The 25,927-nt window shown below is 68.4% G+C and carries 1 protein-coding gene (cut by a window edge); it reads right to left on the reverse strand.

Features of this window, described 5'->3' with window-relative positions; genetic code table 11:
• On the reverse strand, positions 1–25,927 hold the 3' portion of the coding sequence (locus ACFYOJ_RS24650) for a hypothetical protein (protein WP_356558225.1). Its footprint extends 6,347 nt past the window's final position; only the last 25,927 of its 32,274 coding nucleotides appear in the window; its start codon lies beyond the right edge, outside the window; it ends in the stop codon at positions 1–3.

Consider the following 25,927-nt stretch of genomic DNA (forward strand, 5'->3'; position numbering starts at 1 on the left):
TTAACCGCGACCGGCTCCTGCAGCCCTGGCGAGGGGCTGCTGAGTCTGCTGCGCGGCCTGGTCCTGAGGCCTGATCGGCGTGACAGCCGGGCTCGATTCCTGCGCCGCATTCGCCTGCGGGCGTCGCGTGTTGAGCACGTTGACACGTTCGCCGCTGTCCTTGAGGAGGCTGGCCAGCCGGGCTTGGGTGGACTGGCGTGCGCTCCGCTCCGGCTCAGGTGCGCTCGCAGGCTTCTCCGGACTGGCTTCCGGTGTTGCGGGACCAGCTGCTGGCTGCGGCTCGACGGACGGAGACGTGGCTGCGGAAGGACCCTGCCCCGCCGTGGGTGCCGCGCTCGCGGGAGGCTCGGCAGAAGGCCCATCCGGTTCCGGCGGTGTCGCGCCGGCCTCTGGGGAGGCTGCCTCAGCCGCGCTGGCTTCGGCCGAAGGTGAGGTCACGGCCTGTGCGGTCGGTGCCTGCTCCGCCGCCGCACCGGTGGGCAGGCTGGCACGGTAGGCAGCCAGTTCTGCATCGGTGCCCAACAGGACCTGCTGCAGTTGGTCCGGGTCGGTGATGAGCATCGCGCGGCGAGACGGCCCCTCAGGATGTGTGGCGTCCGCTGCTGAGACGATGCCCATGCGCTCCATGACGGCCAGCGCGTGCTGGGCACGCTCGAAGGTCTCGGGATCGTCCGCCAGGACGAGGGGCGAGGGCTCTTGAGTTGCAAGGGCTCGGCGGGCGAACTCGTGGATGTCCGTCTCGGTCAGCCGTGCTGCGGAGGCGGGGTCCGGTGTGGTGTCTCCGCTGATGGTCTGGTGTACGCGCTCGGCCCAGGCATTGAGCAGTTCGCGCCGCGGGTTGCGCTCCGACAGCGTCTCCGCGAGCTCGAGGACAGCGGTACGGATGCGGCTCCACTCTCCGATACGCGCTGGGCCGTCCACATTCTTGAGCAGGAAGCCGATGCGTTCGGAGGGGTCAAGGGCCATGTCGAGACCGTTGCTTTCACCCCGCTGCGCCGTGTAGCTGAGTCGGGCCAGTAGAGCCCGGGCGTGGATGCCAGCGCGAAGGGTAGGGGCCTCGGGGTCGTCTGGGTCAAGCGCCTCCAGTTCCTTCCATGCCGCACGCGCCTGCTGGACGGCCGTCTCGTAGACAGGGTCGTGCCTCTTGTCCGTGTAGTAGCCAGGTTCCCGGGTCTCACCTTCGCTGATTCGGCCGCGGAGAAGGTCGACGGTCTCGCTGGCCCAGTGGTGAACCCCCTGCCACAGTGCCGCACTAAGGCGGTTTCCCTTGCGCTCGGATACCTCGGCCAGGTGACCGGCCAGCGCTGCGATCATTTCGGCGCTTCGGATCTTCAGCGTCCGTCCGAGACCATTGAGCCTCCGGTCGCCCTGGAAGCGTTCCAGCGCGGCATCCAGGCGCGTCCAGCGGCGGGTGAGATCAGCTGTGACCTGAGCGGCCGGCGACCGGCGCAGAGTGGGGAGCGAGTGACGCAGTGCATCCCAGGTCAGTGCCTCGGGCCAGCTGGGAAGCGGGAGGTGCCGCTGGTTCGGGGGGGCAAGAGCCTCCAGAGCGGTAACCAGCTTGTCCATTTCCCGTGTGACGGTGAGGTAGTGCGTCAGGCCGACCCCGGGCTCGAGAATCCCGGCAGCATGGTCGGCAGTATCGGTGGCCGCTCGGGTGAGCGCGCGGAGTGTCTCGGGAACCGGGTGGTTGCGGACGCCCTCGCGCGCCAGCTCCTCGGAGAGCGCCGTGCTGTTGATACTGATGGCGCGGGCGACCGTCGAGGTGAGTGCAGCCTGCCGACGTTGACGGGTGTGCTGGCTGCTACTGGTGTCGGTTCGGATGGCGGTGAGCGCGGCGTTGGCGGCGGCGACGAGCAGGAGGATCTGCTGGTAGCGCTGGTCTTCACGCAGCGGGGGCCGTTCCAGGACCGTCTGGCCTTCCAGGGCGGTCAGGGTCTCGAACTCCTGCATCAGCGGCTGGAGGTCGAGGGGGACTGTGAGCGTGACCTGCTCCCCTGCGGCGGCGAGAGTGGCGTCGGCCTCCCGTGCCTCTGCCACCAGGCGCTCGCGGATGGGCATCGACGACGCGGCAGCGGCAGCCTCCGGGGCCACGGTGGCGGGTGCTGTCTCATTGGATTCAGCTGCCTGGATGACGGGCTCGAGGTCGGCGGCCAGCTGTTCCGCAGGCAGAGTCTGTGCGGGCTCGGCGGTTTCGGTCGCTGCCATCGGGAGTTCCTCCTGGGAGTGTGTCGCCTGCTGGGCGCGTTGGCGCTCCTCCATGACCTGATGGATGGCTTCGGATGCCCGGCGGAAGGCCGAGTCGGCGCTTTCGTGCTGGTTGCGTTCGGTGAAAGCCGCGTAGGTGGTGTGCTCGGCTCCCATCTCTAGGGTGTCCTGGAGGTGCAGCGCCAGCTTGATCACGGTTGCCTCGGGCAGCCGGGCTGCGCCGAGCATCATTCCGATCTCCTGAGCAGCGTCGACCGGAGGCAGGAGGCTCTTCTCGTTCTGCATCTTCTTGAGTGTCTCGGCGGCGCGGAGTTCAACGATCTGTGCGAGGGCCTCGTCGAGAGGGACAGAACCTTCCGTGAGGGCTCGGTGCAGGGCTGCATCGCCCTGCTTCAGGCGCAGTTCGTCGGGGTCCTTGGCCCCGTCGATGAACACGGCATGGACGGGGCCGTCCCATTCGGCGGCCAGTGCTGCCTGGCGGAGCAGCGCGTCCTGGCCGCCGCGGTCGTTGTCGAGGACGAACACGAGAGGCTGCGGGCCGTCGTGGAGGGCCGCGAGTTCGGCGATGTGGTTTGTGGTGAGTGCGGTGCCGCAGGGGGCGACGGATACACCGGGGCGCTCGGCATCCGCATGACCGATGGCATCCAGGGCAGCGGTGTTCGCGTTGGCGTCGAAGGGCCCCTCGCTGAGGTAGATCGGGCCGCCGCGTGTGGCGGTGGCCTGCCAACCATCCGGCCCATACAGCTGCTCGCCCTTCTTGAAGACGAGGGTGTTCTTGGAACGGTACTTGCCGTAGTCCTCGATTGCCTTCGGATCGAGGGCACGGCCGATGAAGGAGATGACGCGGCCCTGCTCATCGCGGATGGGGAGCACCACGCTGTCGATGAACTGGTCGACCTCCTTCCCCTTATCGGTGATGTTCAGCAAACCCGCGGCGACCAGTTCGTCCTTCGTGAACCCCTGGTTGCGCAATTCGTTGGTGATCGCGCGCCACTTGCGGGTGCGTGGACCAGCGGGCGCGTACCCCAGGTTCCAGCGCCGGGCTTCGGCCGGCTCGGTGATACCGCGCTTCTCGGCGAGGTGGGTCTGTGCAGCCGCCGCTTCTGGAGCGGCCAGCGCCTGCTCGAAGAGCGGGAGGGCGGCTTCGAGAGCGTCGTATACCCGGTCTTTGACCACCGGTTCCCGCTTCGGTGCCTGATCCGGCTCGTCGGCAGCGCCGGCAGGGGGTGCGACGGTGCGCCGGGGGCGTGGGGCTTCCTCGGCTGAGGGTGTCGTCTGGGTGCCAGAGTGAGGAGTGGTGGGCACTGGAGTGGAAAGGGCGGGCGCGGGCGCCGTCTCGGGGCGATCCTGCGGCGCGGGCGCGGCTTCGTTCGGTGCTGGCGTCGGATCGGCAAGTGCCGGTGCGGGTGCGGTGGTGTCCGGCTGGGTAGCGGAGTCCGCTTCGACGCGGTTGCGCTGGGCCTGTAGCCACACGCCCAGTTGCACTTCGCCGAGGGGGCCGCGGGTGTCGACCCGAGTCTCACTCAGGCCCTGTCCATCCGACTGGGCGATGATCCGTTCCAGAGCAGCTCGGTCGCCGACCTGGCTGGCGGCATCCCCCAGACGCTGAGCTTGGGCGCGGGCGGCCGGGGTAGGGCCTATGGGCGCCTGCGGGACAAGCCTGGGTCCGGGCGGCGCCGTCTGACCGGTGGCCTCCAGACGGGCCGCAATGGCGGCGACAAGGCGCAGATAGGGGGATTCCTCACGACGCGGGCTGACACCGGACTGGACCGGCGTCATCTCGGAGGGTGCCACGGTCAGCACCGGCTCCGCATCCCCCTCGAGGGTGAAGACGATCCCAGTCGGCGTCGCCTCCCAGAACAGCGGGAGCTGCGCCTTGCCGATGTTCCCGTACAGGACTCGCTTGGCCGGGGCGCCGCCGTGGTGCAGGGCGTTGCGGACGTCTACGCCGAGCCGGTCAGCAGCCAGCTCCTGGAATGCGTATGAGTCACCGTTCACGGTGAGGACGACGACACGGCCAGCGGCAGGCGGGGGTGCGGGGGCGGTGCGGGGCTGCGCCGTCCTTGCGGGCTGGGCAGCCGGAGGGGGTGCAGCCATGGGCTTCTCCATCGGCTCGGTGGTGGACTGAGTGGGCTCCGGCGCGGCCGTATGCGGCTCCGGGTCGGGAGTATTCGAGGTAGCGCTTGGGGCGAGCTGGTCGGTGGGGGGTTCGGAGACAGAGGAGATGAGAGCCATCTGAGCCTGAGGGCTCGGGCCAGGGTCGGCCGGCTTCTGGAGCGCTGTGAGCACGGTGAGCAGCGCCTTGGGGTCCGGCAGCTGCGCGACGAGTTCGTGTCGGCGGCGGCGCCGCTCCGGCGTTCCGGTCACCGTCCGGGCGGCGCGGAGTGTGAAGACGGTCGTGTAGTTGGCGACGGCCGTCCCCTCAGGGGTGATTGCGATCGACCCGTCCCAGCCTGTGACGTAGTCAAGGTGACTGCAGACCTGGGCGGGATCGAGACCGAGCATCTCGGCCTCGTCCGCGGCGCGGGAGCGGTGCCCGGCCACGATCGCAGCGAGCTGACTGATGGTGGGGGGCGCCTGGGTCGTGTCTTGGAGCAGGGTCATGAGGTCGGCGTGGAGCGCGCGCTGGACCTCGCCGACCAAGCGGTGCTCTTCGGTGTCGGTGAGCTGGTCAAGGACCGCTCGGGCGTTCTCCTCGAACTGGGCCAGCGGATATGCCTCCTCCCAGGCTGCCTGGCCTATGACCTGGTCTGCGCCCTCTGCCAGATGGGCGGCAGCGAGCGCCGAGAGGTCTCGGCGCGGCGTCCGTGTGTAGCGGCGCTGCGCGGTGTCGAGGGAGGGCCAGAAGCTGGCGTCGGCGGTACTCGCGGGAACAGGAGGCGGCGGCTGGAGCTCGGACAACTTCAAAGCTGCCCGGGCCTTGTTGTGCTTGTCCAGCCAGCCTACGCGCTGCAGCATCCATGCAAGGCGGTCGTGGGCGGAGCGGTAGGCGGCGTGAACGGGTGCATTCAGGCGCTGTGTGTTCAACAGCCGGCCGTCGTTGATGCTGCCGTCCCACCCGGCGGCGTCGGCCAGCACCGCGGTCACCGCGTCCGTGTCGAGGCCGCGCCGTCGTGCCTCGTCTTCGGCTTGCTCGACTGCGTGGATGAACGCGCTGTGGCTGCGCTGGTAGGCCCGTTCGGTGGGTACGTCGCGCCCGTATCCGCGGGCATAGTGCAGGATTCCGGGTGCGGTCATCGCCGTCAGGAACTGTTCACGCGCCTCGTCGGCGCAGGCGGCGAGTTCCTGGCGGAGTGCCTGCCCCGCCTGGGAGGCAAGCGCTCGCACGGAGGAGTTGCGGGTGCGGCTGAGCGCGCTGGTGAGTGCAGCGTCGAACTCGGCAAGCGGGTTGAGCTGCTGGAACAGGGCCCGGGCATCACTGCGGAGCTTCGGGTCCGTGATGTGTCGTGTTGCTTCGGTTCGGGGATCGGTGTGGGCATTGGTGGTCGGAGGCAGGGCGGCGCCGCGACGGCGCCAGGCCTGCAGCTGCCTTCCGCTGATACGGCCGATCTGAGGCCACTCGCCGATACGGAAGGGGGAGGGCATCTCTTCTGCGGCTGAGGACGGAGCTTCCGGGGCGGTACCTGGACCGGTGGTCGGGGTCTCTGCGCGGGGTCCGGCTTGGAGGGCTGTTGCAGTTCGCTCCGGTGCGGGGTCCTGGTCCTGTCCGCGGGTGGGCGCCGTTGTCTGGTCGGCGGTGATCTCGGTTCCAGCGCCACCCTGGTGTTCGGCGGGCCCGGTCATCTCGCGTCCGTCCTCGGGTTCCGCGGCAGCGCGTCCCCCGTCGGCGTCCCAGGCGCCGATACCTCCAGGGTCCGAGACGACGTCGGCAAGAGCCTCAGGTGCGGGAGTCTTGAGGGCTTCAGTCTCGGCGTCTGCGCCGTCTGCGGTGGTCATGCTGAAGAGCGCGTCTCCCTCCTGCCCTGAGCCGGCTGGAGTGTGCCGACGGCGCCGCTGTGCCAGCCGTGCGGTGGTTTCGCTCGCAGCTGCGGGCGGCGCGGCCGTTGCACCGTGAGGCGGTGCCGTGGATGAGGGAGCGTTTATTTCGCTGCCTGCCTCGGACGGCTCGTCCGCGAGATCCTCGGCGATGCTACGGCGCCGCATGGGGGTGGAAACTGCGTCGACGGCGAAGAGTGCGTCCTCGTCCGCTGACTCGGGCACCGCCTGCGTGGCTTCGTTCGGCGCGGTCGCCGTCGGCGCCTCTGGCGTTGCCGTCTGCGGCGCCGCGTTGGCCGTCTGGGTCTGCGTCTCCGTGGCAACGGTGCGCTCGGCGGCGCGCTGCTCAAGGTAGGCGACGTCCGCATCGAGGCGCTGGGCCTGGACGTCGAGGGCCGTGCATAGGTCGAGAACGTCTTCGCCGAGTCCGGACTGCGTCCGTACGGGCAGCGGCAGTGCGGCATTGATGCGCTGGACCAAGGGCAGCGCTGCGCGCAGTGCCGCGGCTCGTTCACGGCAGCCTTCGGCTCCGTTGCCCGCAGTCTTCAGCGGTGCGAGCGCCTGCTCGACCTCGTCCAGGGCAGCGCTGAGTCCGGGCACGATCTCCGAGCGCCGCTCGGCCTCCTCCTTGAGCCGGGCGACCAAGGAGTTGGGTGCGCCGATGATGCGGCTCATGTCGAACTGCATAGCGCTGATCGAGGGATGCTGGCTGAGCCGTGGCAGTCGTGCCAGGTCTTCGGGGCGGCGACGTTCCCTGGGGACGATGGCCAGTTCCTCGCTGGCTTCCGGGAGGAAGGGGTATTCGTCATCGCCGAAGCGAAGGCCGATATGAGGCGTGCGGTTGGTGACGTGGAAGATGTCCGTGACCACCAGACCGGTGCGCCCGCGGGCGACAAGGTCACCGATGCGAACTTGATCGGCGCGCCGGGGTTCGGGCCGCAAGTCGTCGCGGTACTGGCTGGGGTCGACGAGAACGGTGGTCGGCAGTCGCGTGATGAGGACGTGCGGCTCGTCAGCAGCCAGCACTTCCCCGCTCTGGGCGTCCGTAAGGGTGACCTGGAGCAGCGCGGCAGAACTCCAGGGGTGCCCGTCGTACGACGGGGACACCAGGCCTTGGATCCTGACCTCTTCTGGGGTCTTGGCCAGGCCCCGGGTGCTGTCCGGCCACTCGAGGTTGCCTGGGCCGACGATGAGGGTCACGTGGTCGCCTGGCTGCATCTGCTTCGGCGTGATCTCGTGGGGCTCTGGCGTTTCCGGGCGCGGGACGGCCTCGTGCGCGTACTTGTCACGGGGCTCGGGCGCATCGTCGTCGAGCTGCACGAACTGGCCGAGGCCGTCCAGGTCGCTGAGGGTGAACGTGACGCTATCGCTGGTTTGGACGAGCGGGCGGCCGTCGATGTCGAACTGCCTGAGCCCCGTGGCGCTGTGGTCCACTCGGGCAAGGGGGCGTCCGCTGCCGTCCCACAGGCGGATTCCGTCGAGCCGGATCTCTCCACTGTTCGCAGAGGCCGAGGTGACGGTCGCCCAGAGAGTGATCAGGTGTGAGGCCCCGACCGCTTCTGAGAGGAGGACGCGGCCGTACAGCGTGCTGGCCGGCGTCTGCAGTTGTACGCGCTGGCCTGCCTTAAGTTCGAACGGCAGGACGCGGGTGCCGAGGGTCTGTCCCTCGTCGTTCACTGCAGACCTCTGCGATTCACCAGGGGCCAGGGAGACGCGTTCGTCGGCGCCCACGGTGCGTGAACCTGCGGTGGTCAGCAGCGTGATCTGGTCGTCCGTGCGGTGCGTGATGGACAGCACCCGCTCCGGCAGCGTGGGGTCCGCCTCATACCGCAGTTCCGTGCCGTCTTCGATCTCCCGACCCCAGATGCGGCCGGTTCCCGCCCCGTTGTTGTCTGTTCGCTCGCGCTCAAGTTCGTAGCGTCGCTCGGCGTTGCGGTGTTGGTCGCCGAACTGAGCGGCATGTTCGGCGTCAATGCGCAGGAAGGCGAGCTTCCAGCTCTCCCCGCGGTCACTGCCCCGGTCATCTGGGCGGATGTCAGGGGCTGCCCAGTTGAGCGGGTTGCCGTCCGCGTCACGCAGGGTGGCGACGAGTGCGGCCCAGCCCTCTGCCGCTTTGCGGGTGGGGTGGGTGGTGCGTGCCTGGTGGTTAGGGTCGCTGGCCGGGATGAGGCTGTTGCCGCTGCGGGCGGTCAGGACGAGCCACCCAAGGGGCGCCGAGATGAGCGCAAACTGTCCGTCCGCGGAGAGGTGCACGGTCTCGGGAGTCTGGGTGGCGACGTTGCGCAGCGCGTTGCGGTGAGCCTCGGGTAGCGTCGGGTCGGCGCCTTGAGCCCAGTAGGCAAGCAGATCGTCGCGGCGGCGGAAGGGGCCAGTGCGCGGGTCGGGGTCGGTGGGCCGCTGTGCCTCGAGCGCTGCGTCTTCTGCGGCGGCTCGCTGGGCCTGGAAGCGTACTCCGGTCTTGTTGTAGATGTCGTCGTAGGCGTAGCCAGGGACGCTCTGGGTGTAGCGCAGCTCATCGCTGGTGGTGAACTGTGCCCAGTTGATGGTGTTGCCGTCGGCAGTGGTGGCCTGCTCCAGGAGGTCGGCGAACTCGGTCGCGTCGCGCTTGGTGTCGTCCCCGTCTCGGGAGGAGATGAGGGTTCCGCTGGCGATGTGGACGGTGTACCACTTGCCTTTGCGGTACAGCGGCTTTTCCTTGGCCGTGGACTTGGCGACGAGGAACGACCCGCCCGCGGTGACGTGTGCACGCGCCAGGTCAAGGTTGGAGAGGAACGCCGGCTGAAGGGTGGTGAGGCGGTCGATGGCCTCCTGGCGTGTTTCGGCGCGCTGCTGAGGGGTCGGCTCGGTTGGTTCAGCGGGAGGCGTCGGGTCCGCGGGCTTCTCGGCGGGCGTCGCCTCGCGGGTGGCGGGCGCTTCCGGCGCGGTGTCCTGGTTCGCCGGGGCGTAGGTGACATCTGTCAGGGCGGCTGGAGCGTGCTCGGGGGCGTTCTTGAGGAGCCACCGAGCGTGTGTGCCGTCGGGGTCGAGCCCAGGTGTGAGGGTTCGGATGACCGCCACGGCTGTTGGCCAGTTCCGGCCGTCGGCGTCGCGGAAGCCGCGCAGGCGCTCCGTGAGACCTGGCTGGTCGAAGTCGAGCGGCTTCCCCTCGTGGTCCCTCAGCGACTCGAGGGCGGTGGCCAGGGTTTCCGCCTCGCGAAGGGTGCGGACGGGGAAGACGCCGGCAATGGTCTGGAGTCGATGTGGCGACTGGAGCACCCAGTTGGAGACGATCCGGGGCGCGCTGTCGCCGGAGTCCCAGAGTTTGGCCCGGTTGTGCTTGAGGGACGTCTCAAGGTCAGCACGGGTCCGGGTCTTCGTGTCACCGCGGTGTAGGGCGATCCTCTTGCCGGGTGAAAGGCGCACCGGGGCGAGGTCGATGGGCTTGCCCTTCTCGTCCTTCGCCTCCCGGCCGGCGGCACGACGGCAGTACTCGACGATCCGCTGCTCGGCCGTAGTGGCGGCGTCGGGCAGGGTCCGCAGGTAGGCACGGAAGGCCACGCTGTTGGCGAAGCGTGGTGCGGTCGTCTTGGCCTGGGAGCTCTTCGCGGCCGGGTGGTGGTCGCGGAAGTAGGCAGCCATCGCCCCATGCGGGCTTCGGTAGGTGCGCTTTTCCGGGCTCCCGTCGCTGTGGTGGACGCGGTACCCGTCGGTGTCCTGGACGATGTGCGCGACGGCGGTGTCGCTGCGGTCGAGGATCGCGAGGCGGCCGTGTGCGTCCCGGGCGCCCAGGTGGAGGTGGTGCCGTGCGCGCTCCAGCGTCATCGTGCCGACGGTGTGCAGGTCCTGGGACAGGCCACTGCGCTGGGCGCGCTCGGCGTCGAGCCGGGTGCGGAGTTCCTGGACGGTGATGAGGCGCCGTGTGATCGGCTCATCGGGGTCGATCTCGGTCAGGGCATGGGGGTACGCGGCGTCCAGCCAGGACGTGAGCTGGCCGATCGCCTGGTGCAGCTCGACGTCGGTAAGCGCCTCGGGTGGCCCGATGGAGGGGGCCGGGGGCAGAAGGGTCTGGAGCTCTTCGTCGGTGGGCTCGTTCAGTTCCTCAATGGCGTCGGCAACGGTGGCTAGCGCCACTTGGTGGTCTTGGTGGTCCTTGCCGCGGACAGCCAGGACCTCGTGGAAGCCGTGCAGTTCCGGGCCGGTGTGCAGGGTGAAGGCGTTGACCGTGGTGACGGTCTTCCACTGGTCCCCGATGAGGACCTCGAAGGAGGGCTCGAAGGAGGACGGGGCCCAGGCCATGCTCCGCTGTGCGTAGGGGAGGGCGCGGAGTACGTCTCGCTGCGTTGGCGTCAGGTCGGGCCAGTCTTGCGATGCGGTTGGTCCTGCAGGGGTGCCGACCGGGGTGATGACGGGGCTGCGCAGCAGGGTTTGGGTACGGCCGTTGCGCCGGTGTGCGGGTTCAGCGACGGTGCCGGTGATCGTGACTTCCTGGCCGGGCTGCAAGTCCGTGGGGGTGTAGGGCGTGGCATCGAGGCGCACGGCGAGGATCGTGTTGTCGTGCGCGCGGATGGTGATCCAGTGGTAGTCGCCCTGGGCCGAACTCTTCTTGCGGTTGCCGACGACCTGTCCGCTTCGGGTGACGGTCTCGCCCAGCAGGAACTGGCCGTGGGCTTCGTCTGCCGGGGGCGAGGGATTCTCCTCCCTGTCGGGCTCCAGGGAGGCATCCGTTGCCTCGGCGACAGCGGAAGGGACGGGACTAGTGGTTGGCGGCTGCGCGTCGGCTGGGACAGGAGGTGCGGTGAAGGCCCTGTGGGCTTCGACCAGTGTTTCGTGGAAGCTCAGGCCGCTGTTAGTCCGGAACGTGGTGAGTTCCGTGGCAAGAGCGGGGCTGCCCCAGTCGATAGGGGTGCGGGTGTGGTCCACGAGCTCGCGTTCCAGATGCTGAGCCAGAGCGTGCGCCTGGTCGCGGTCAGGCATCGCTGGCAGCCCGAGATCGAGCGCGGCGGCCGCGGGGAGGATGTGCCAGGCGGAGTTGTAGCCGCGGTCTGCACCGATGACCAGACCGCCCGCCGTGAGCTCGAAGGTGTCGTTGGGGGTGATCCGGCTGTGAGGCCAGGACTCGACTACGTCACGGAGGGTGCGCCGTTGGCCGGCCGCCTCGCTCGCGGAGTACCACGTCTTCTCCTGGAGTGCTGTCACCGTCCTGATCAGGTCTTGGTGCGTGGCGAGCCGCTGGTCGATGCCGGGCGAGGTCCAGTCGAAGGGCTGCTGACCGACGGCGATGTCTTCCAGCGCCTGTGCCAGCTTCAGGGCCCGGTCCGGATGGCGCGTGCTGGCCGTGGTGACGGTGAGGCTGCTCCCGGTGTGCTTGATCACGAAGAAGCCGCGGGATTCATGCTGGGTAACGACGAGGTGACCGCGCTGGGTGAGCTGGCTGGTGTCGTCCAGGTCGTCGGCCGCCCTGCGGGCATTGTCTTGGTGGAGTGGGGCGTTGGCGGTGTCCGGGCTGTTCCTCCAGTGCGTGCGGACCTCGTCGATGCTGGTGAACCGTCGCTCGGTCGGTAGCTCCTTGGGAGTCCGAGAGGTGGCCTCCAGGCGCTCGTGCAGGATGCGGCAGTGGTGTGCGACAGCCCTCAGCGCCTCCTGGTCGGCCGGTTCCTCATAGGTGTGTTCCAGTGCCGCTTCGACCCGGACCGCGTTGTCGGTGGCCTCCTGAAGGGTTTCGTTGAGAACGCGCAGGGGGCGGCGGTTGTCCAGGACCCAGAAGACGTGATCGAGGTTCTTGTCCAGATTCTCGCGGGCGTAGCGCAGGCTGAAGCCGCGGTCTGTGTTCGCGCTGGCGGTCTGCCGCCAGGTGTCGATGCTCTGCCGCAGTTCGTTGACGGCCTGCTGGAAGGTCTCGCTGTCCAGGGGTGGGAAGTCTGTGAGCGTGTCGACGCTGTGGCGGATGGATCGGGCCAGCGCCTGTTCTTCCGCCTCGGTGGGGGTCTTGAAGAGGCGGATGTCGTCGTGGTCGACCGTGACTCGCCATTCGCCTGTCGCAAGTTGGCGTACGGGCTTGTCGTAGTAGTGCGCCTCGCGGGAGAAACGTAGGACGGCCTCGGGACCGGTCCAGATCTGGTTGCCGTGCTTGAGCTTGCGGTCGGGCAGTAGGTCTGCCGCCGGGACCCGGGGCGGTGGGGCGTCGCTGGCGAGGAACGCAGCGTAGGTGGTGGTGCTGCGGGTCTGCCCGCACTGGTCGAGGTGCCGGCGGAGCTCCGTGACGAGGTCCTCGCGTCGGTCAGCGACCTCTGGGCGACGGTAGTTGTCGTGGTCGAGCGTCGTGAGGTGTTCGAGGAGGCTGTCGTAGATGTCCTCGTCGGTCAGGTGCCGGTCGGGCTGGCCGTTGCTCTCATGGGTGTGCTGCTGCTTCTGCAGGGCCTGGACGATGGTCGTCTTGGCGGCCTCGACGACGACCTGTTCCTGCAGGTAGTGCACGCGGGTGGAGAGGGAGTGCCCTTCCATGTACATGATCCAGTCGTGCAGCTTCTTGAGGAGCTGGTCCTCGCTGATGCGGTGCTCTTGGCGGGAGGTGAAGGGGCCTTCCTGTACGCGCCGTTCCTGGGAGCGGTAGTTCTCGACGCGAGGCTGGCTGTCCTGGATGTCGGAGGTCACGTTGCGGCCGAGGGCCTGCAGTCCGTGGACCGCCTGGATGGCGCGGCTGCGCCGGGTCTCCGACTTCCAGTTGCTGGGTGTCTCCCATCCTCGACCGCCGCTCCCCCGGATCTTGCGGTAGCCGGCTGCGCGCAGTACCTCCTCAGCTCGGGTGTCGTTGGGGGCGATACCGCGGACCAGGCTCTGCAGAGGGTGTCCCCGGTGGATCACCGAGATGCTGACGGCGTTGAGGGCATCCTCGTCGGTGTCGGTGTTGGGCTCGCTCTGCTGGGGATCGCCCGCGGTCTCCACTGATTCAGGCGGGGCTTCCGTCGGCTGCGCTTCACCCTGGGGCGTTGTGGTGGCCGGCTGTGTGGGGGCCGGGGTGGGCTGCTGGGCTGTACGCAGTTCCACGGTGCGTCCCAGGGCACGCAGGCCGGACAGGGCCTGCTCGGCGAGCGCTCGGCGCGCGTCGGGTTCCGTGCGGGCGTCGGTGTCCCAGTTGACGCCGCTGGAGCCGGTGATCGGCCGGAAGGACGCTGCGCGCAGGACTGCGGCTGCGGCCAGGTCGTGCCGGGCGAGGCCTTGCACGCGTGAGCGTGCCCCGGGGGTGTCGTCGTGGACGACGACAATCTGTGCCCCGTTGGTGATGGTGTCCGGCGTGGTGGGCCAGTTCTCCTCCTCGCGGGCCCACTGTTCGCGCGGAGCGCCGTTCTCCCATTCCTCCAGGGTGTCGAAGAGCTGCTCGTCGCTCATTCCAGCTAGGGGGGACGGCTGTGCCCGGTGGGAACTGATTTCGGCGAGGATGCGGTCGAGCTGGTGGGTGCGCTGGTGCAGCAGCAGGGACCGCAGGTGGTGGCTGGCGCCGAGCAGCGGCACCAGGCCCGGGGGCATGTAGACATCGATGGAGTCGACGGTCTCGCTGACCTGGTCTGCGAGGGTACGAGTCGCCTGCAGCAGGAGGGCGTAGTCGGACGTGGTGATCGCGTGGTTGATGTCCTGGAGGAGCCCGGGTAGGGCTGTGGCAAGCGGCTGGAGGCGGTCGTGCTGCGGGTAGGCGGGGTTGGCGGCGGCCAGGAGTGCTGCGGCCTGGTCGGCGACCTGGGTCATCAGCACGATTGCTTCCGGTGACGGCCGCTTGGCCTTGTTTGCGTCCGCGTGCTCCTTGATGGACAGGGGCCGGTCCGTCATCGTGTCGAACGCCGCCTGATCAACGGTGATCTGGACGGTGCGCTGCCCGAGCCTCCAGATGACCGGGGCCTCTTCGCCGTAGGGCCGCTTGCGGTCAGGGGTGTGGTTGGCCCAGGTGTCGCCGTGTACCGCAGTGACGGCCTCCACTCGGGCCTCGAGCTGGCCGTCCGGCGTGGTGGTGAGTTCGCTGATGCGGCCGCGGAGATTGTACGCCTGCCCGTACTCCAACTCGGGCAGTTCACGCTCGCGGTTGTAGCCGACCGTGGCGTCGATCTGGATCCACTGGCCCGGCTTCAGGAGCGCGGACTCGACACGATGGCCAATGACGCGACCGCCGGCCTCCGCGACTTCGGTTGGCTCAACTGTCGGGCGGGCATCGTTGCGTGGAATGGCAACGGTCTCCCCGTCCTCCAGCGTGAGCTCGACCTCCCCGCTGGGCAGGGACGTCACAGCGGTGACAAGCACCTCACGGGCCGGATGTCCGGGGCGGGTCGGCATCTGAACCCAGGTGTTTGCGGGGATCTCGTCAGGCCACAGATGGCCGTGCGGCGCCTCGTCTCGGGAGGCGCCCCGATCCTCGTAAGGCTGGTAGATCCGAGCCGCAGCGTGGAAGGGCTCGCGGCCACGACCGCGGTCGAACTCGACCCTGAGGCGCGCCAGTGCGAGTTGGAGTCGCTCTCCACGGTCGCTGCGCCAAGTGTCGAAGGCCGAGGCGAAGTCAGTCGCGGCCCAGGGGAGCGGCGTGCCATCCGCCCCGGTCACCTCGGCAAGGTGCTTGGCGAAGGCCTCCGCCTCTGTCTTGCTGGCGAAGCTGAGACTATCGGCGGTGCTGCCGAACGGTATGCCGGCGCCGGACGGTGCGAGACGCCAGTTGCGTGAGCTGCCGAACCTGATCAGTCCCCCGGCCATGACCTCCATAGACGCGTCGGCAGCCCGGTGGGTCCACGCCAGCTTCAGTGGGCCGTTAGTGGTGTGCTGAGCCCGCTGCCGGTAGTAGGCACGCAGTTCTTCCAGAATCTGCGGAGCCTGCTCGGGAAGCGTCGAGGGGGCCTGTGCGCTGGAGGGCTGACGCTGTGCTGCGGCCTGGGCCTCGGGGGTCGCCGGGGACTGGGGATCGGGCATCGGGGCTGCGACCTCCTTCTGGCGCGCGACGGCGAGCCGCCAGATGACGGGGGCGCGCATGGTGTGCTCGTCGAGGGCTGCGAAGTCACCCGAGACGTCGTAGTTGTTCCGGTCCGCCAAGGCGAGCGCCTGAGCGGTGCGGGCGGTAGTGATGTGGCGCCCGGGCTTGAGCAGGGGGGCGGACTGACGGAAGTTGCCGAGCCGCTCGCCGTGACAGTCGCACGAGAGGTAGTGGCGGATGCGGCGGTCTTCGTCGGCGGCGAGGTAGAGCCACCGCGTCTCGCCGCTGCAGCCTGCACGGTGGTACTGCGGGGTGTCCTGGTCCTCGCTTGCCGCGTCGTCCTCCGGGACCGTGGGTTCGGCCGGTTCCTGAGTCGTGTCCTCCGTGCCCGGGAGGGGAACCTGGCCGGGCACGGGACTGACGGGCGGCAGCGCAGGGTCCACCGTGGTGCGGCGGGTAAGGCCGTACGCGCTAGGTTCCATCTGGCGCCAGTCCGGGCCTCCGCCACCTTCCAGGGCGGTCGGCGTTGAGTTCTCTTCTTCGGGAGTTTCTCCCGCCGGAGAGGTGCTCTGAGTCTGGTCAGCGGCGGATACGGTCTGCCCGTCCTCGACGGTCTCGGCAGCGTTCGGGCTTGCCGGGTTCGCGGGGTCGGAAGGCATATGTGTTGCATCCGGCCGTGGGGAGACAGGAGTGGGGGTTTCGGGGAACATCTGGCGCCAATACGGCGAGGCTGCCGTGGCCACAAGGTTCCGCGCGAAGGCCATGACGGCGCCTTCCAACTCGCGGGCGCCCGGGCCTTCGCTGGCCACTGAAGTAGTCAGGCTATGCAGCCGACGGGCGGCGTCGAGGACAGTGCGGAAGAACGCGGTGGGGCGGGTCCGGGACGTGGTGCGGATGAGATGGGCTGCTTCCGCAACAGCTTCGGCTGCCAGCGGGTTGCTCTCTGCCCATGCTTCCCAGTGTGCATCGGCGAAAAGCTCCCAAATGCGGTCGGTAACCGCATGCCTTGCATCGTCCAGGGCGCTGGTGTGCTTCCAGGGAGTGCCCGGGCCGAACTCGGTCCCCTCTTCGGTTGTGGACACCTGGTCGGCGGAGGTCTGGGCGAGTTCGAACAGGCCTTCCGGTTCGTCTGTCTCCGGCCGATAGCGGCGCCATGCGGCGGCGAGTTGCGCCGCTGTCGGCGGCGGGGCGTCGTCCAGGGCGGCAAAGATGGACTGTTCGGTTGTCCGCAGGCGGTCGCGTGCCGGGGACGATCCCTTTATCAGCTCGGCAGTGGGAACTTCACGAAACTCCTGCTGCGCCGCGTCGAGCTGTTCGCGGAGGGCATCCGTGAGGCCGGTCTCGATCCAAGCGGTGATGTCTTCCCAGGGAACTGTGAGAGCGGGGCCCTGACGGTCCTCAATCCGCAGCACAAGTCCCTCGGGGGCCTTGTCGATGCCTTGTGGGCGACGGGCCATCAAGGAAAGCGGGATGCTCGGGTCTCCGAGGTACAGGTGGATGCCCCGTGGGGGGTCGTAGAGGTGGCCGTTGACCCACAGTCGGTGGGCTGCAGGGTTCTCGAGTGCGTTGAGGTAGGAGGAAAGGAGGGAATCGTGGGTGGCACTGCCGAACCAGCGTCGAAGGATGAAGCGTATCTCCTCCGGGGTCAGGAGTTCGGATTCGGCGGTGGTGGCGGCCGGCGTCGGCGGGGCTGTGTCCGCCTCAAGGCTGGGACCGGTCGCCGTTGGCGTGTCTGCGGACAGGCTGTCGCGGGCGGTGGCGAGCACAGAGCGGAGCGCGGACAGTCTGCTGCGGAAGTCGTCGTCGGCTGCGGACAGCGAGCCGATCAGAGCGTCAACGTTGTCGAGGGCATCATCCAGGGCGCCGGCCATGGTGCCTGGGTGCAGTGGCCTGCGGACGGCGGCCAAGGCGTGGCGCTTGATTGCTTCCAGGGCGGGAACGTGGTTGACCGGCATGATGGGTGCCCCGCCGACCGTGTCGACGGCCGTCCGGATCCGTCGGCGGAGCGCGGTGAGTACCAGTTCATCGGGGCTGAAGGCCCAGGCTCCCGTCGCTTCCCGGAGGATGCCGTGCTGGATGCGGCTGTGGTGGATGGTCTCTCGTGTCGGCTGGCCGTTTCGCTCTCCGTGGAGGGTGACGGTGCCGGTGTCGGACCGCTCCAGGCTGTTGAAGATGAATGGTTCGCCGGCGAGGTCCCCGTCCAGCGTGTAGCGCAGGGTGCCCGGCGTGCGGCGTAGTCCCGGGATGCGCACCCGGGCGCCGGGGTCGAGGTCGCTCAGGAAGCTGGGTCGCCAGCCGTCCGGTGACGCTTCCTGCCGCGCTTCGAGATCGTTGAAGGCCCACTGGCGGGCCTGATCGGCGTTGCCTGCCGCTGGCGTGGTGTGTCCGTCGGCGGACAGGTAGACGAATGCCTTGGGTTTCATCCGGATGATCGCGCCGAGCAGTCGGCCGGACTCGTCATGGACGAGTTCGCCGCCGCGCTGTTCCAGGGCTTTCGGCGTGCCGAGCAGGGCGACAACGGTCTGCCGTTCGGCCTCCTGCCGCTGTGCGGCGGCTCGGCGCCGGTCGACCACTGTGGTCAGCGTTTCACGGCGGTGGCGGATCGCTGTCTCGTGCTTGGGGCTGCGGGCCGGGAGCGCGAGGTTTGCCAGTTCTGCGGCGATCTCTGTGTCGGTGCGGTTCTTGGTGTCTGCGAGCAGCGGGCGCGCGTACCCGGTCTCGGGGGCCGGGTCTGTCCAGCGGGTGATGGTGCCCGCACGCCGCAGGGCATAGACGGACGTGACCATGCGACTCGTGCCGTCCGCAGTGGTCAGGTTGAGGCCGTCGACCGCGGTGACGCGACGCCAGAAGCTGTCGCCGCGCAGGCAGACCTCGTCCCCGGGCTCGAAGTCGGCGACGGACCAGCGGCCTTCGTCGATGCGGAGGTGGCTCTGTGCCTGCCACTCAAGGTCCTGAGTGGTGAGGCTCTGGCCGTTCGGTGCCGGAGGCGTGTCGCGGTCGGTGGGGTTGGCGTGGACCTCGATGACACGGCCTTGGGCGGCCAGAGTCCGGATCAGGATGTTGACGGCACGCTCACGTGCGCCGGGGCCGCCTGCCCGGGGCTCCATCGTGCCGGTTTGACGCTTGTTGATGAACCCTGCTGCCGTCAGCGCGGCCTTGGCCTGAGGGTCGGAGTCGGTGAAACCGTGGGCGCGGGTGGTCTCCTGGTTGTGCTCGACCCACAGCGGTTCGCGGCCTCCGTGGTTGGGCTGGGTCTGCAGATCTTGCCAGTGCCGGGCGGCTCGGCGGGCTGCGGCTTCGGGCGTGGGACCGGTCAGGGTGGCGTTGCCCATGTGGATCGCCCAGGAGCGGTCGCCCGCGCTCCCGGTGGCGATGATGGTGCTCTGGAAGCCGACAGTGAGTGTCTCGCGTCTCCAGGAGTAGTCGGCGCCGGGGCTGTCATCGCTCGTCACGCGGGTGGTCCACCAGAAGCCGGGCATCCCTTGGACAGCTGCGGCGCCCTTGGGAGCCTCCTCCGGTACGCCAGTCGTGGGCAGAACCGATGGTTCGACAGAGACCTGGTGTTCACCCTGTGGGGTCGGCGCGTCATCCGTGGCGAGTGAGGATGGGACGTGCCGTCCGCGGCTGGCCAGCAGTCCGGTCAGCCTCTCCACAGCCGCCTGGCGCTCTTCTTCGGATCCGGGGAAGTCCCAGTACAGGAACGGGCCCTTGCTCGCGCGGCCGCGCTTCTTGCCGGTCGGGGGGCCGTAGACAGGCCGAGCATGGCCAGCGATCTCGATTGCGCCTCGCGCCTCGAAATCATCCTGGCTGGTTCCGTATAGATGCGTGTGCTCGGGGGTGTGTTCGAGGCGCAGGGTATTTGTGGTGGGCGGCTGGGCCGGCCGGGTCAGATAGTGGTGGACGGTAGCGATGTGGGCGGCAGCGGCGCTGTCTGACCACTTCTGGGTGAGTTGGTCGTCTCCGAGGTAGCAGCGGAATCGAGTCTTGTCGCGTGCGGTGATGTAGCGCTCGGCGCGCCCGATGGGCTGGCCTTCGTGGTAGACGATGACGGTGTCGTCGCTGAGGTGCCATTGGTAACCGGGCAGATCAGCGATGGATGAGGCACCCGCGGGCTGTGTGGGCAGGTTCGGGGGCGTGTCCCATCGCGGGAGGTCCAGGTCCGCGGCGTCGGGCGTGGTGGCAGGCGCAGGTGTAGCGGGCATCGTGCGTGACGCGTCTGAGGTGGGAGGGGGTTGTTCTGTCTCGTCGGCGTCAGCCTGTGTCTCGGCAGGAGCGGGGACGGGGGGCAGAGCGGGCTGGTGGTCGGAGGGCGTCGGTGGCCCTGCCGGCTCGGTGGGGGCGACTGCGGAAGTGGCTGACGGCGTGACGGTGTGCCGTGGCTGGTCGGACTGTGAGTTGTCCGGGCTGTGGTCGGGGGGCAGGGTGCTGCGGGGCACCATGTGTGTGAAGGGTTGCTCCGGTGCGGGCTGTGACGCTGCTGCGTTCGTTGGGAGGACTTGGAGCAAGTCGGGGTCGGTGACAGTGGTGGCTTGAAGGGGCCTGGGCGCGGTGCGGGGGGGATTGCGTCGCTGGCCGGTTGCCATCTGGTGGTAGCTGCCGATGTGGCGCTCCAGTGCTTCCAGGCCGGCAGTATCGATGTCTTCCGGCAGGCTGGCCCGCAAGTCGGCGCAGATCTGTGCGAGGCGCACCATCGGGTAGAAGTACTGCTGTCGGGCGAGAGGCAGTGTCAGGTCTTCGGAGTCTGCGAGGCTGTCGCCAGTCCAGGAGGCCAGGAAGCTCTCGGCACGCAGTCGGGCGGGGTGGGTGAATGGCAGGCGCTGCAGCAGGCGGCTGAGGTCTTCGTCGGCGACCAGCATCGGGATCTGGGCGCGCAGGGTTGCCAGGTCGACGGCGGTGGCCGGCGCATCGGCAAGTGACGTCTCGTGGAGCTGGCTGCGCAGGGCGTCGAGCGTAGGGGCGCTGTTGTCAGGATTACGGACGGTGGCCAGGGCGCGCAGGGCGTGGTAGCGGGCGAGCTGAGCAAGTGCGGTCGCTTCGTCCGCAAGGCCCACATGGTGAGCCGCGAGGCGCTCGGCCGCCTCGTATAGATGCGACAGTGCATCGATCGTGGCGGGAAGCCTGAGAAGAATGTCGCGGGAGTATGCGTAGGCCGCGGTCACGTCTGTGAAGAGAGCCACGTGGACGGAGTGGTCGAGCAAGCCGGGCTGGGTGGCCGCGTGATGAAGTTGCATCCAGCCGGCGTGCAGTTCTGTCAGGGCTTCCCGTAGCTCGCTTGCCCGGCGGTAGGGCATGACGCCGTCGAGAGGAGCCTTCGTCAGAGGCGACGCACTGGTGGTGAATGTGTTCGCGCTGGCTGCCCAGCGCTTCTGCTGATACGCCGCCACGCCTTCGAGTGTCCTGAGGTCAGCCGAGAGCTGGCGGTTGCCCGGGCGGAAGCTTTGGGACAGCGTGCCGTGGAGCTTCTGAGTAGCCCGGATTGCGGAGGACAGGGCCTTGGCGTCTTCGGTCCGCCTGCTTGAGATATAGGGCGAGAACGCAGCCCACTTTCTCGAGAAGTCCCGGTAGTCCCATGCCGGGCTCTTCGGATCGCGTGCGCGAAGCGCACTTCGGGCCGCACCCTGCAGGAACTCGACCGCTGCCCGGTGCTCGGCATAGCTCCGGTACGGCTCGCTGGAGGCGTTCAGCGTATGGCGGATCCCCGCCCGCAGTGCGGCGACCGGGCCGGGCAGGGCTTCACCGATTCGCGCCGCGAGGTGTGTTGCCGGCACGAGCGGACTGGGCATCTGTACCGAGCTGGTCAGCCAGGTGTCGAGGGTTTCGTCCCAAGTGTCGCTGTCACGAGCGCGTCGGAGGTTGTCCTCGGCCAGAGCGTGCTTCTGGATCGAGGCGAGTGTTGCCCGAGATGGAGCGGGTCCGGGCGTTTCGTGGCGGACGGATCGGATCAGGTGGGCGGTGTAGGTCCTTGTGACGCGAGTAAGTACTTCGGCCGCATCCAGGATGGTGCGGTGTGCCTGGCCCACATCCGTGGAGTAGCGGTGCGCAATGCGATGCGCCGTGCTAGCCAGAGAAGCCAGGCGGTTGAGGTGTTCGGGGGTGGAGCGAGGCTGCGTGAGAGCCCAGGCCGCCAAGTCGAGATCAAGGCGCAGGTCGGCATCGGCAGTTGGGTGCGCCAAGGCCTGCTGGCAGGCATGCAGGGCGGTCGACAGTTCTTGCTCGGTCACGGGGGCCGGATTCTGTGCAGCCTGCTCTGCGATGGCCGCCAGTTCGGTGTTCAGGTTGAGATCGGTCCCGCGAGAGGCCTCCAGCCGCTGGAGGTGGCGGTCGAGATGGGACTGGAGGGTGCCGAGGCCCTGCTGAAGTTCCCTATGGCGGGCGTCGGGGCCTTCCTGATTGTCCAGCCAGCGCCTCATGGCTCGTACTCGGTCAACCAGTTCGATGTAGTGGACGTGGAGGGCGCCCCCATCGGGGTCCGTGGCGTACCACGGTGCCGTGCGGGCTGTCTCCCATCCCTTCTTGAATCTGCTCCAGGCGGTCGAGCGTTCGTTTACATAGCCCTTGGCCTGCTGATTCCACTGGTCAGCAAGAGCGCCAAGGTGAGCGCGCGCGTCGGCAAGCGCCTGATGACTGTTGTACGCGATGTGGCCTGGAGGCGGCTGCGGAACGGACTGGTCAAGCAGGGTGAGCAGTTCCTTCTCACCGAGGCCGATGAAGTCACTCCGATAGCGAGGGTGGGCTATCCAGTCAGCGCGCAGGTCGGGGTGCATGTGGGGGTGACCGATGCGGGCTTGCCGGCTGAGCCAGGTGGCGAACGGGGCCGCGCCGCCTTGCGCAACGTGGCTTCGCACTTCGGGGTCGGTGGCGGCAAGAAGGACAAGGGCCTGTTGGTTAGCCGCCTCCGCAATGCTTTTCGCGTCGTGGACCTTCATCCACATGCCCGGGTCGATCTCGGTGGCCGAGGACGGTTCGGTGTAGTCGGGGTGGAAGACGAGCGGGTCACGATCACCGGCCATGGCCCGCGCGTAGTGGACTTCCAGCGTGCCGTCGTCGCGCCAGGTCGCTCGGTTGTCAAGGCGGCTTCGAGGTCCGTCACGTCCGGTCAGCAGGGCTTGGTGCGCGAAGCGGAAGACGGTAGAGGGGGCGAAGATGCGTCCGGCGCGGTCTCCCTCGAACCGGAACGTTCGTACCGCGTGCTGGCTCGTAGCAGTAGCGCTGGTGCCCGGCTGAGGCGTTGGTGCATCGAAGGCGGCCTCGGCCGTGCCGGGGAAAGCCAGGGCCGGGTGAAGCGTCGCGGGCAGCTGCTCGATGAGCTGGCCCTCGGGCAGGAAGAGTTCGGCAGGGCCTTCCGCTGTATCGACGCGCAGTAGCGTGCCGCGTTGGTGGGTACCGTCCAGCACGCGCACGTGATAGGTGGCGCTGCGAAGGGCTCCCGTGGCGGTGAGTGCTTCGTCGCCGTCCGGGAGGTTGCCGGTGGCTACGACGGTGGTGCCGGCGTCGGCCTGCCACGGGTGGAGGCGTACTCCGCCGAGGGGCCCTGTGGCGAGCGGCGATGGAGGGATGTCTTCGTCGGGGTGAAGGCGATGGTCCGCGATGGTCGAATCATGCGCTGGGGAGCGGAGGTTTTGCAGGAGCTTCTCGCGCAGGATCCGTGCCTTGGCCGAGGCGTCGGCGAAGGTAGCGCTTTTCGGGTGGTCCTCCCCGCGGTCGTAGGCGGCGGCCAGAAGTTGGAGATCACTGGCGATGCGGAGGAAGTCTTCACGAACGCTGCCGCTTTGGCACTGTCCATCTTGGAGGGACTTCATCGCGGTGCGGGCGCGCTTGAAGATGTCGGCGGCGCGGGGCTCCCCTGCGGGTCGACCTGTGTCGACGCCGCTCGGTGGCTTGGGCCAGGTCTCGTTGTAGTAGAAGGTCCGGGCCAGGTCCCTAGCGTTCGGAGGGACATCCGGTTGGCTGCGGAAGTTTCTCGGCAGCGGAAGCCGTGGGGCGTCGCGGCCGTCTATGGAACTGCTGTCGTCGAACGTGCCACTACGCCCGTCGTCTGCATGCCAGGTCGCCAACTGGACGATGATGCGGTGGGAAAGAACGGGTGCCTGACCGTCGCCGGGGTCGTACTCGTACAGGTCGTTGGCGTCCACACGCGTGAAGGCGGTTCCGCGGACTGTGATCTGCTGTTGAAGGAGGTCCGCGTTGTCGGGGCCCATGGCCTCGGCCAGGGCGCGCGTGACCTGGAGCGGAAAGGAGACCTGTGGGTGCCGGCGGGCCTCGTCGCTGTAGAAGGCTCGACGGGCCGGTTCCAGGAGGTAGCCGTCTGCCAGGTCTCGTTCCCGCAGGACCTGTTCGCGGGCTTTGGCATGGAGCCGTTCGTCGGCCGCCCTTCGGTGGTGGCCCTGGGGGTCGCACGCTGGATTTGAGGCGAGGGCATGTTCGACGGCGTCCTCGAGGCTCCGGTGATCGTGTGCGCGCCACAGGCGGGAGAGGGGGCCGGCGAGGGGAGCGTCCCAGGGGAAGGGGTGTCCGTCCCGGTCGATAATCTGCTGCACAGTTCGTGCGGCCTCGCGAGCTTGGTCCTGGGTCGCGAATCCCTCAGTGTGCTGGCCCGGCAGCGGGGTGAGGTTTCCGGGGTAGTAGAGGTGCCAACGAGTGCTATCGGCTGCTCGCACGAGCAGGATGCGCTCCTGCAGCAGGAGTTCGCCGTCGGTGAGCAGGCGCTCCAGGCGCGCACGGTGTGCGTCGGCGGCCTGCTCGTCGTCTTGTGGACTGGCCAGTTCGAGCGAGCCTGAGCGGGCATGGGCGGCGATGGAATCGGTGTCGGGAAAGCGTGGATGCCGTGGGTCAACCGGAGTCGGTGCCGTGGCGTAGTGCGGCAGTTGTGCGAAGTAGGCGAGCGCTGCTTCACCCGTGAGGCGGGTCAGGTGGATGGGGTAGCCGTCGGCCTTGGTGTGCAGGACCAGTGATCCGTCGGCTTCTTCAGCCACGAGGGAGCCGGCTGCAACCAGTCCTCTCAGTCGGCGGGATACCTCATCGCCGGTGAGGATGTCGTTGTTGTAGAGCTGGTAGGCAGTCCAGGGGTCGAAGCGCAGGGTTCGTGCGCGCTCCGCGGCCCGAGCGAACCGCGCCGGGCGATTCTGGCGTTCTTCGCTGCGCCGTAGCCCGCGGTCGCGTTCCTGGCGTACCGGCTCCCAGCTCCCCGGGACGCGGGCGAGGATCTTCAGGTAGCGGTTCAGGTGGTGCAGTGTCGAGGTGGCTCGCTCGACGGTGGCGGTGAATTCCTCTGCCCACTGGCTCTGCTCGGTGAAGTCAGCGAGCACGCGGGCTGCTTGCAGCACGCCTTCGCACTGCAGGACCAGGCCTTCCGGCGTGCCGCTGGCCCAGTCGGCCCGCAGCAGTGACTTGTCTGCTCGCTCCAGGGTGGCCCACTCCAGTGGGTGGCTCTGCCTGAAGGCGGACTTCCACGCCTGTTCCGTCTTGGGCGTGGAGGCTTTGCGGTATCCGTCGGTGATCCCTCCGCGCAGCGGGATGACGAAGTTGTCGAGGGCGCGCTCCCTTGCGGACCGCCGCTCGCTGCGTCGGGGACTGCGATGGTCCTCGCCGATCGCAGCGTCCCATATCTGGTTGAAGAAGTTCGTGAGGGCCGGCCCAGGTGTGGTGACGGACAATGAGTGCAGGGCGTGTTCGCGCAGCGCCGCGCTGTCGTCGCCTGCGGAGAGGAGCCCGCCCCCAACGAGCCAGTCAATGACTCCTGAGGTGACCAGTGCGGTGGGGATGTCATCGGGATCTGTGGCGGGCATCGCCTCGCGGACCGTGGTCAGGAGGTCGCTGTCCTGTAGGGCTCGCTGGGCCGCACGTGCGTAGAGGGCGTTGAGAGCTTCCGCCTGCGGGTCGTCGGTCGGGGCGGGCACGGCGTCCGCCTGAAGTGACGGTGTGAGGGTCGGAGTGCCGAGGGTGGGGTCCTGCCCCGCCCGGATCAGGGCCTCGTAGGCGTGTACGCGGAATGCCTGGCGGAACTCCTTCTGGATGCGCGGGTTGCTCGCAAGAACATCACGCAGGCCTGCGGAGGCGTCGGCAAGGTGTTCGGTGAGCCACTGGTTGATCGCCTCTTTCTGACCGAATCCTCCGTGTTCGCCGCTGCGGAGCATGGCGTTCAGGAGGCCCGCGACTTCCTCGATGTGGGGCTCGATGAGAGCCGGGAAGCGCTCATTCAGCGGGGTGGCGACGATGGTGCTGCGTGAGCCGGTGATGCGGAAGCCGCCGTCGGGCTCGTTGCGCACGATTACCCGCTGCGGGCCGTTCTCGGTGGCCTGTTTCACCATGGCCAGCAGCTTGTTGAGGTCCGATCCGAGCAAGTCGGCGACGCCGCCGCCAGCCTTAGTGTGCTCGTACCAGGTGTTCGCCTCGAACGGGTAGGGCGACAGGTTCTCAGCCATTTCATGGTGGCGAGCCCAGATGTTCTGTTCGATGCCGGCCGGGCGAGGGCTGGTGGAGGCCGCCAGCATCCAGCCGTAGTCGGTGAGGATCGCTTCGGCTCGGGTACGGTCACGGCCGTCGGTGGCATCGCCCAGTTGTTTGATACGGAAGAAGGCGCGGCGCAGGAGTTCGCTGGTACCGCTCTGTTCGATGTCGTTGGTGGCGAGCTGGTCGAGGACCTGGTGCAGGGAGCGGTACTCGGCGGTGTGTCGCAGCGTACTCGTGGGTTCGATGTCCCACTGGCTGACGAGCTGGTGCAGGATGTGTCCGGCTTCACGGGGGCGCATGCTGGCGCGGGCACGGTGGAATGCCTGCTGGGTGATCAGCTCGACGGCCGCCGACATCGTGGTGGTGGACTTT

Source organism: Streptomyces sp. NPDC006384, assembly GCF_042870695.1.
Lineage (GTDB): Bacteria > Actinomycetota > Actinomycetes > Streptomycetales > Streptomycetaceae > Streptomyces.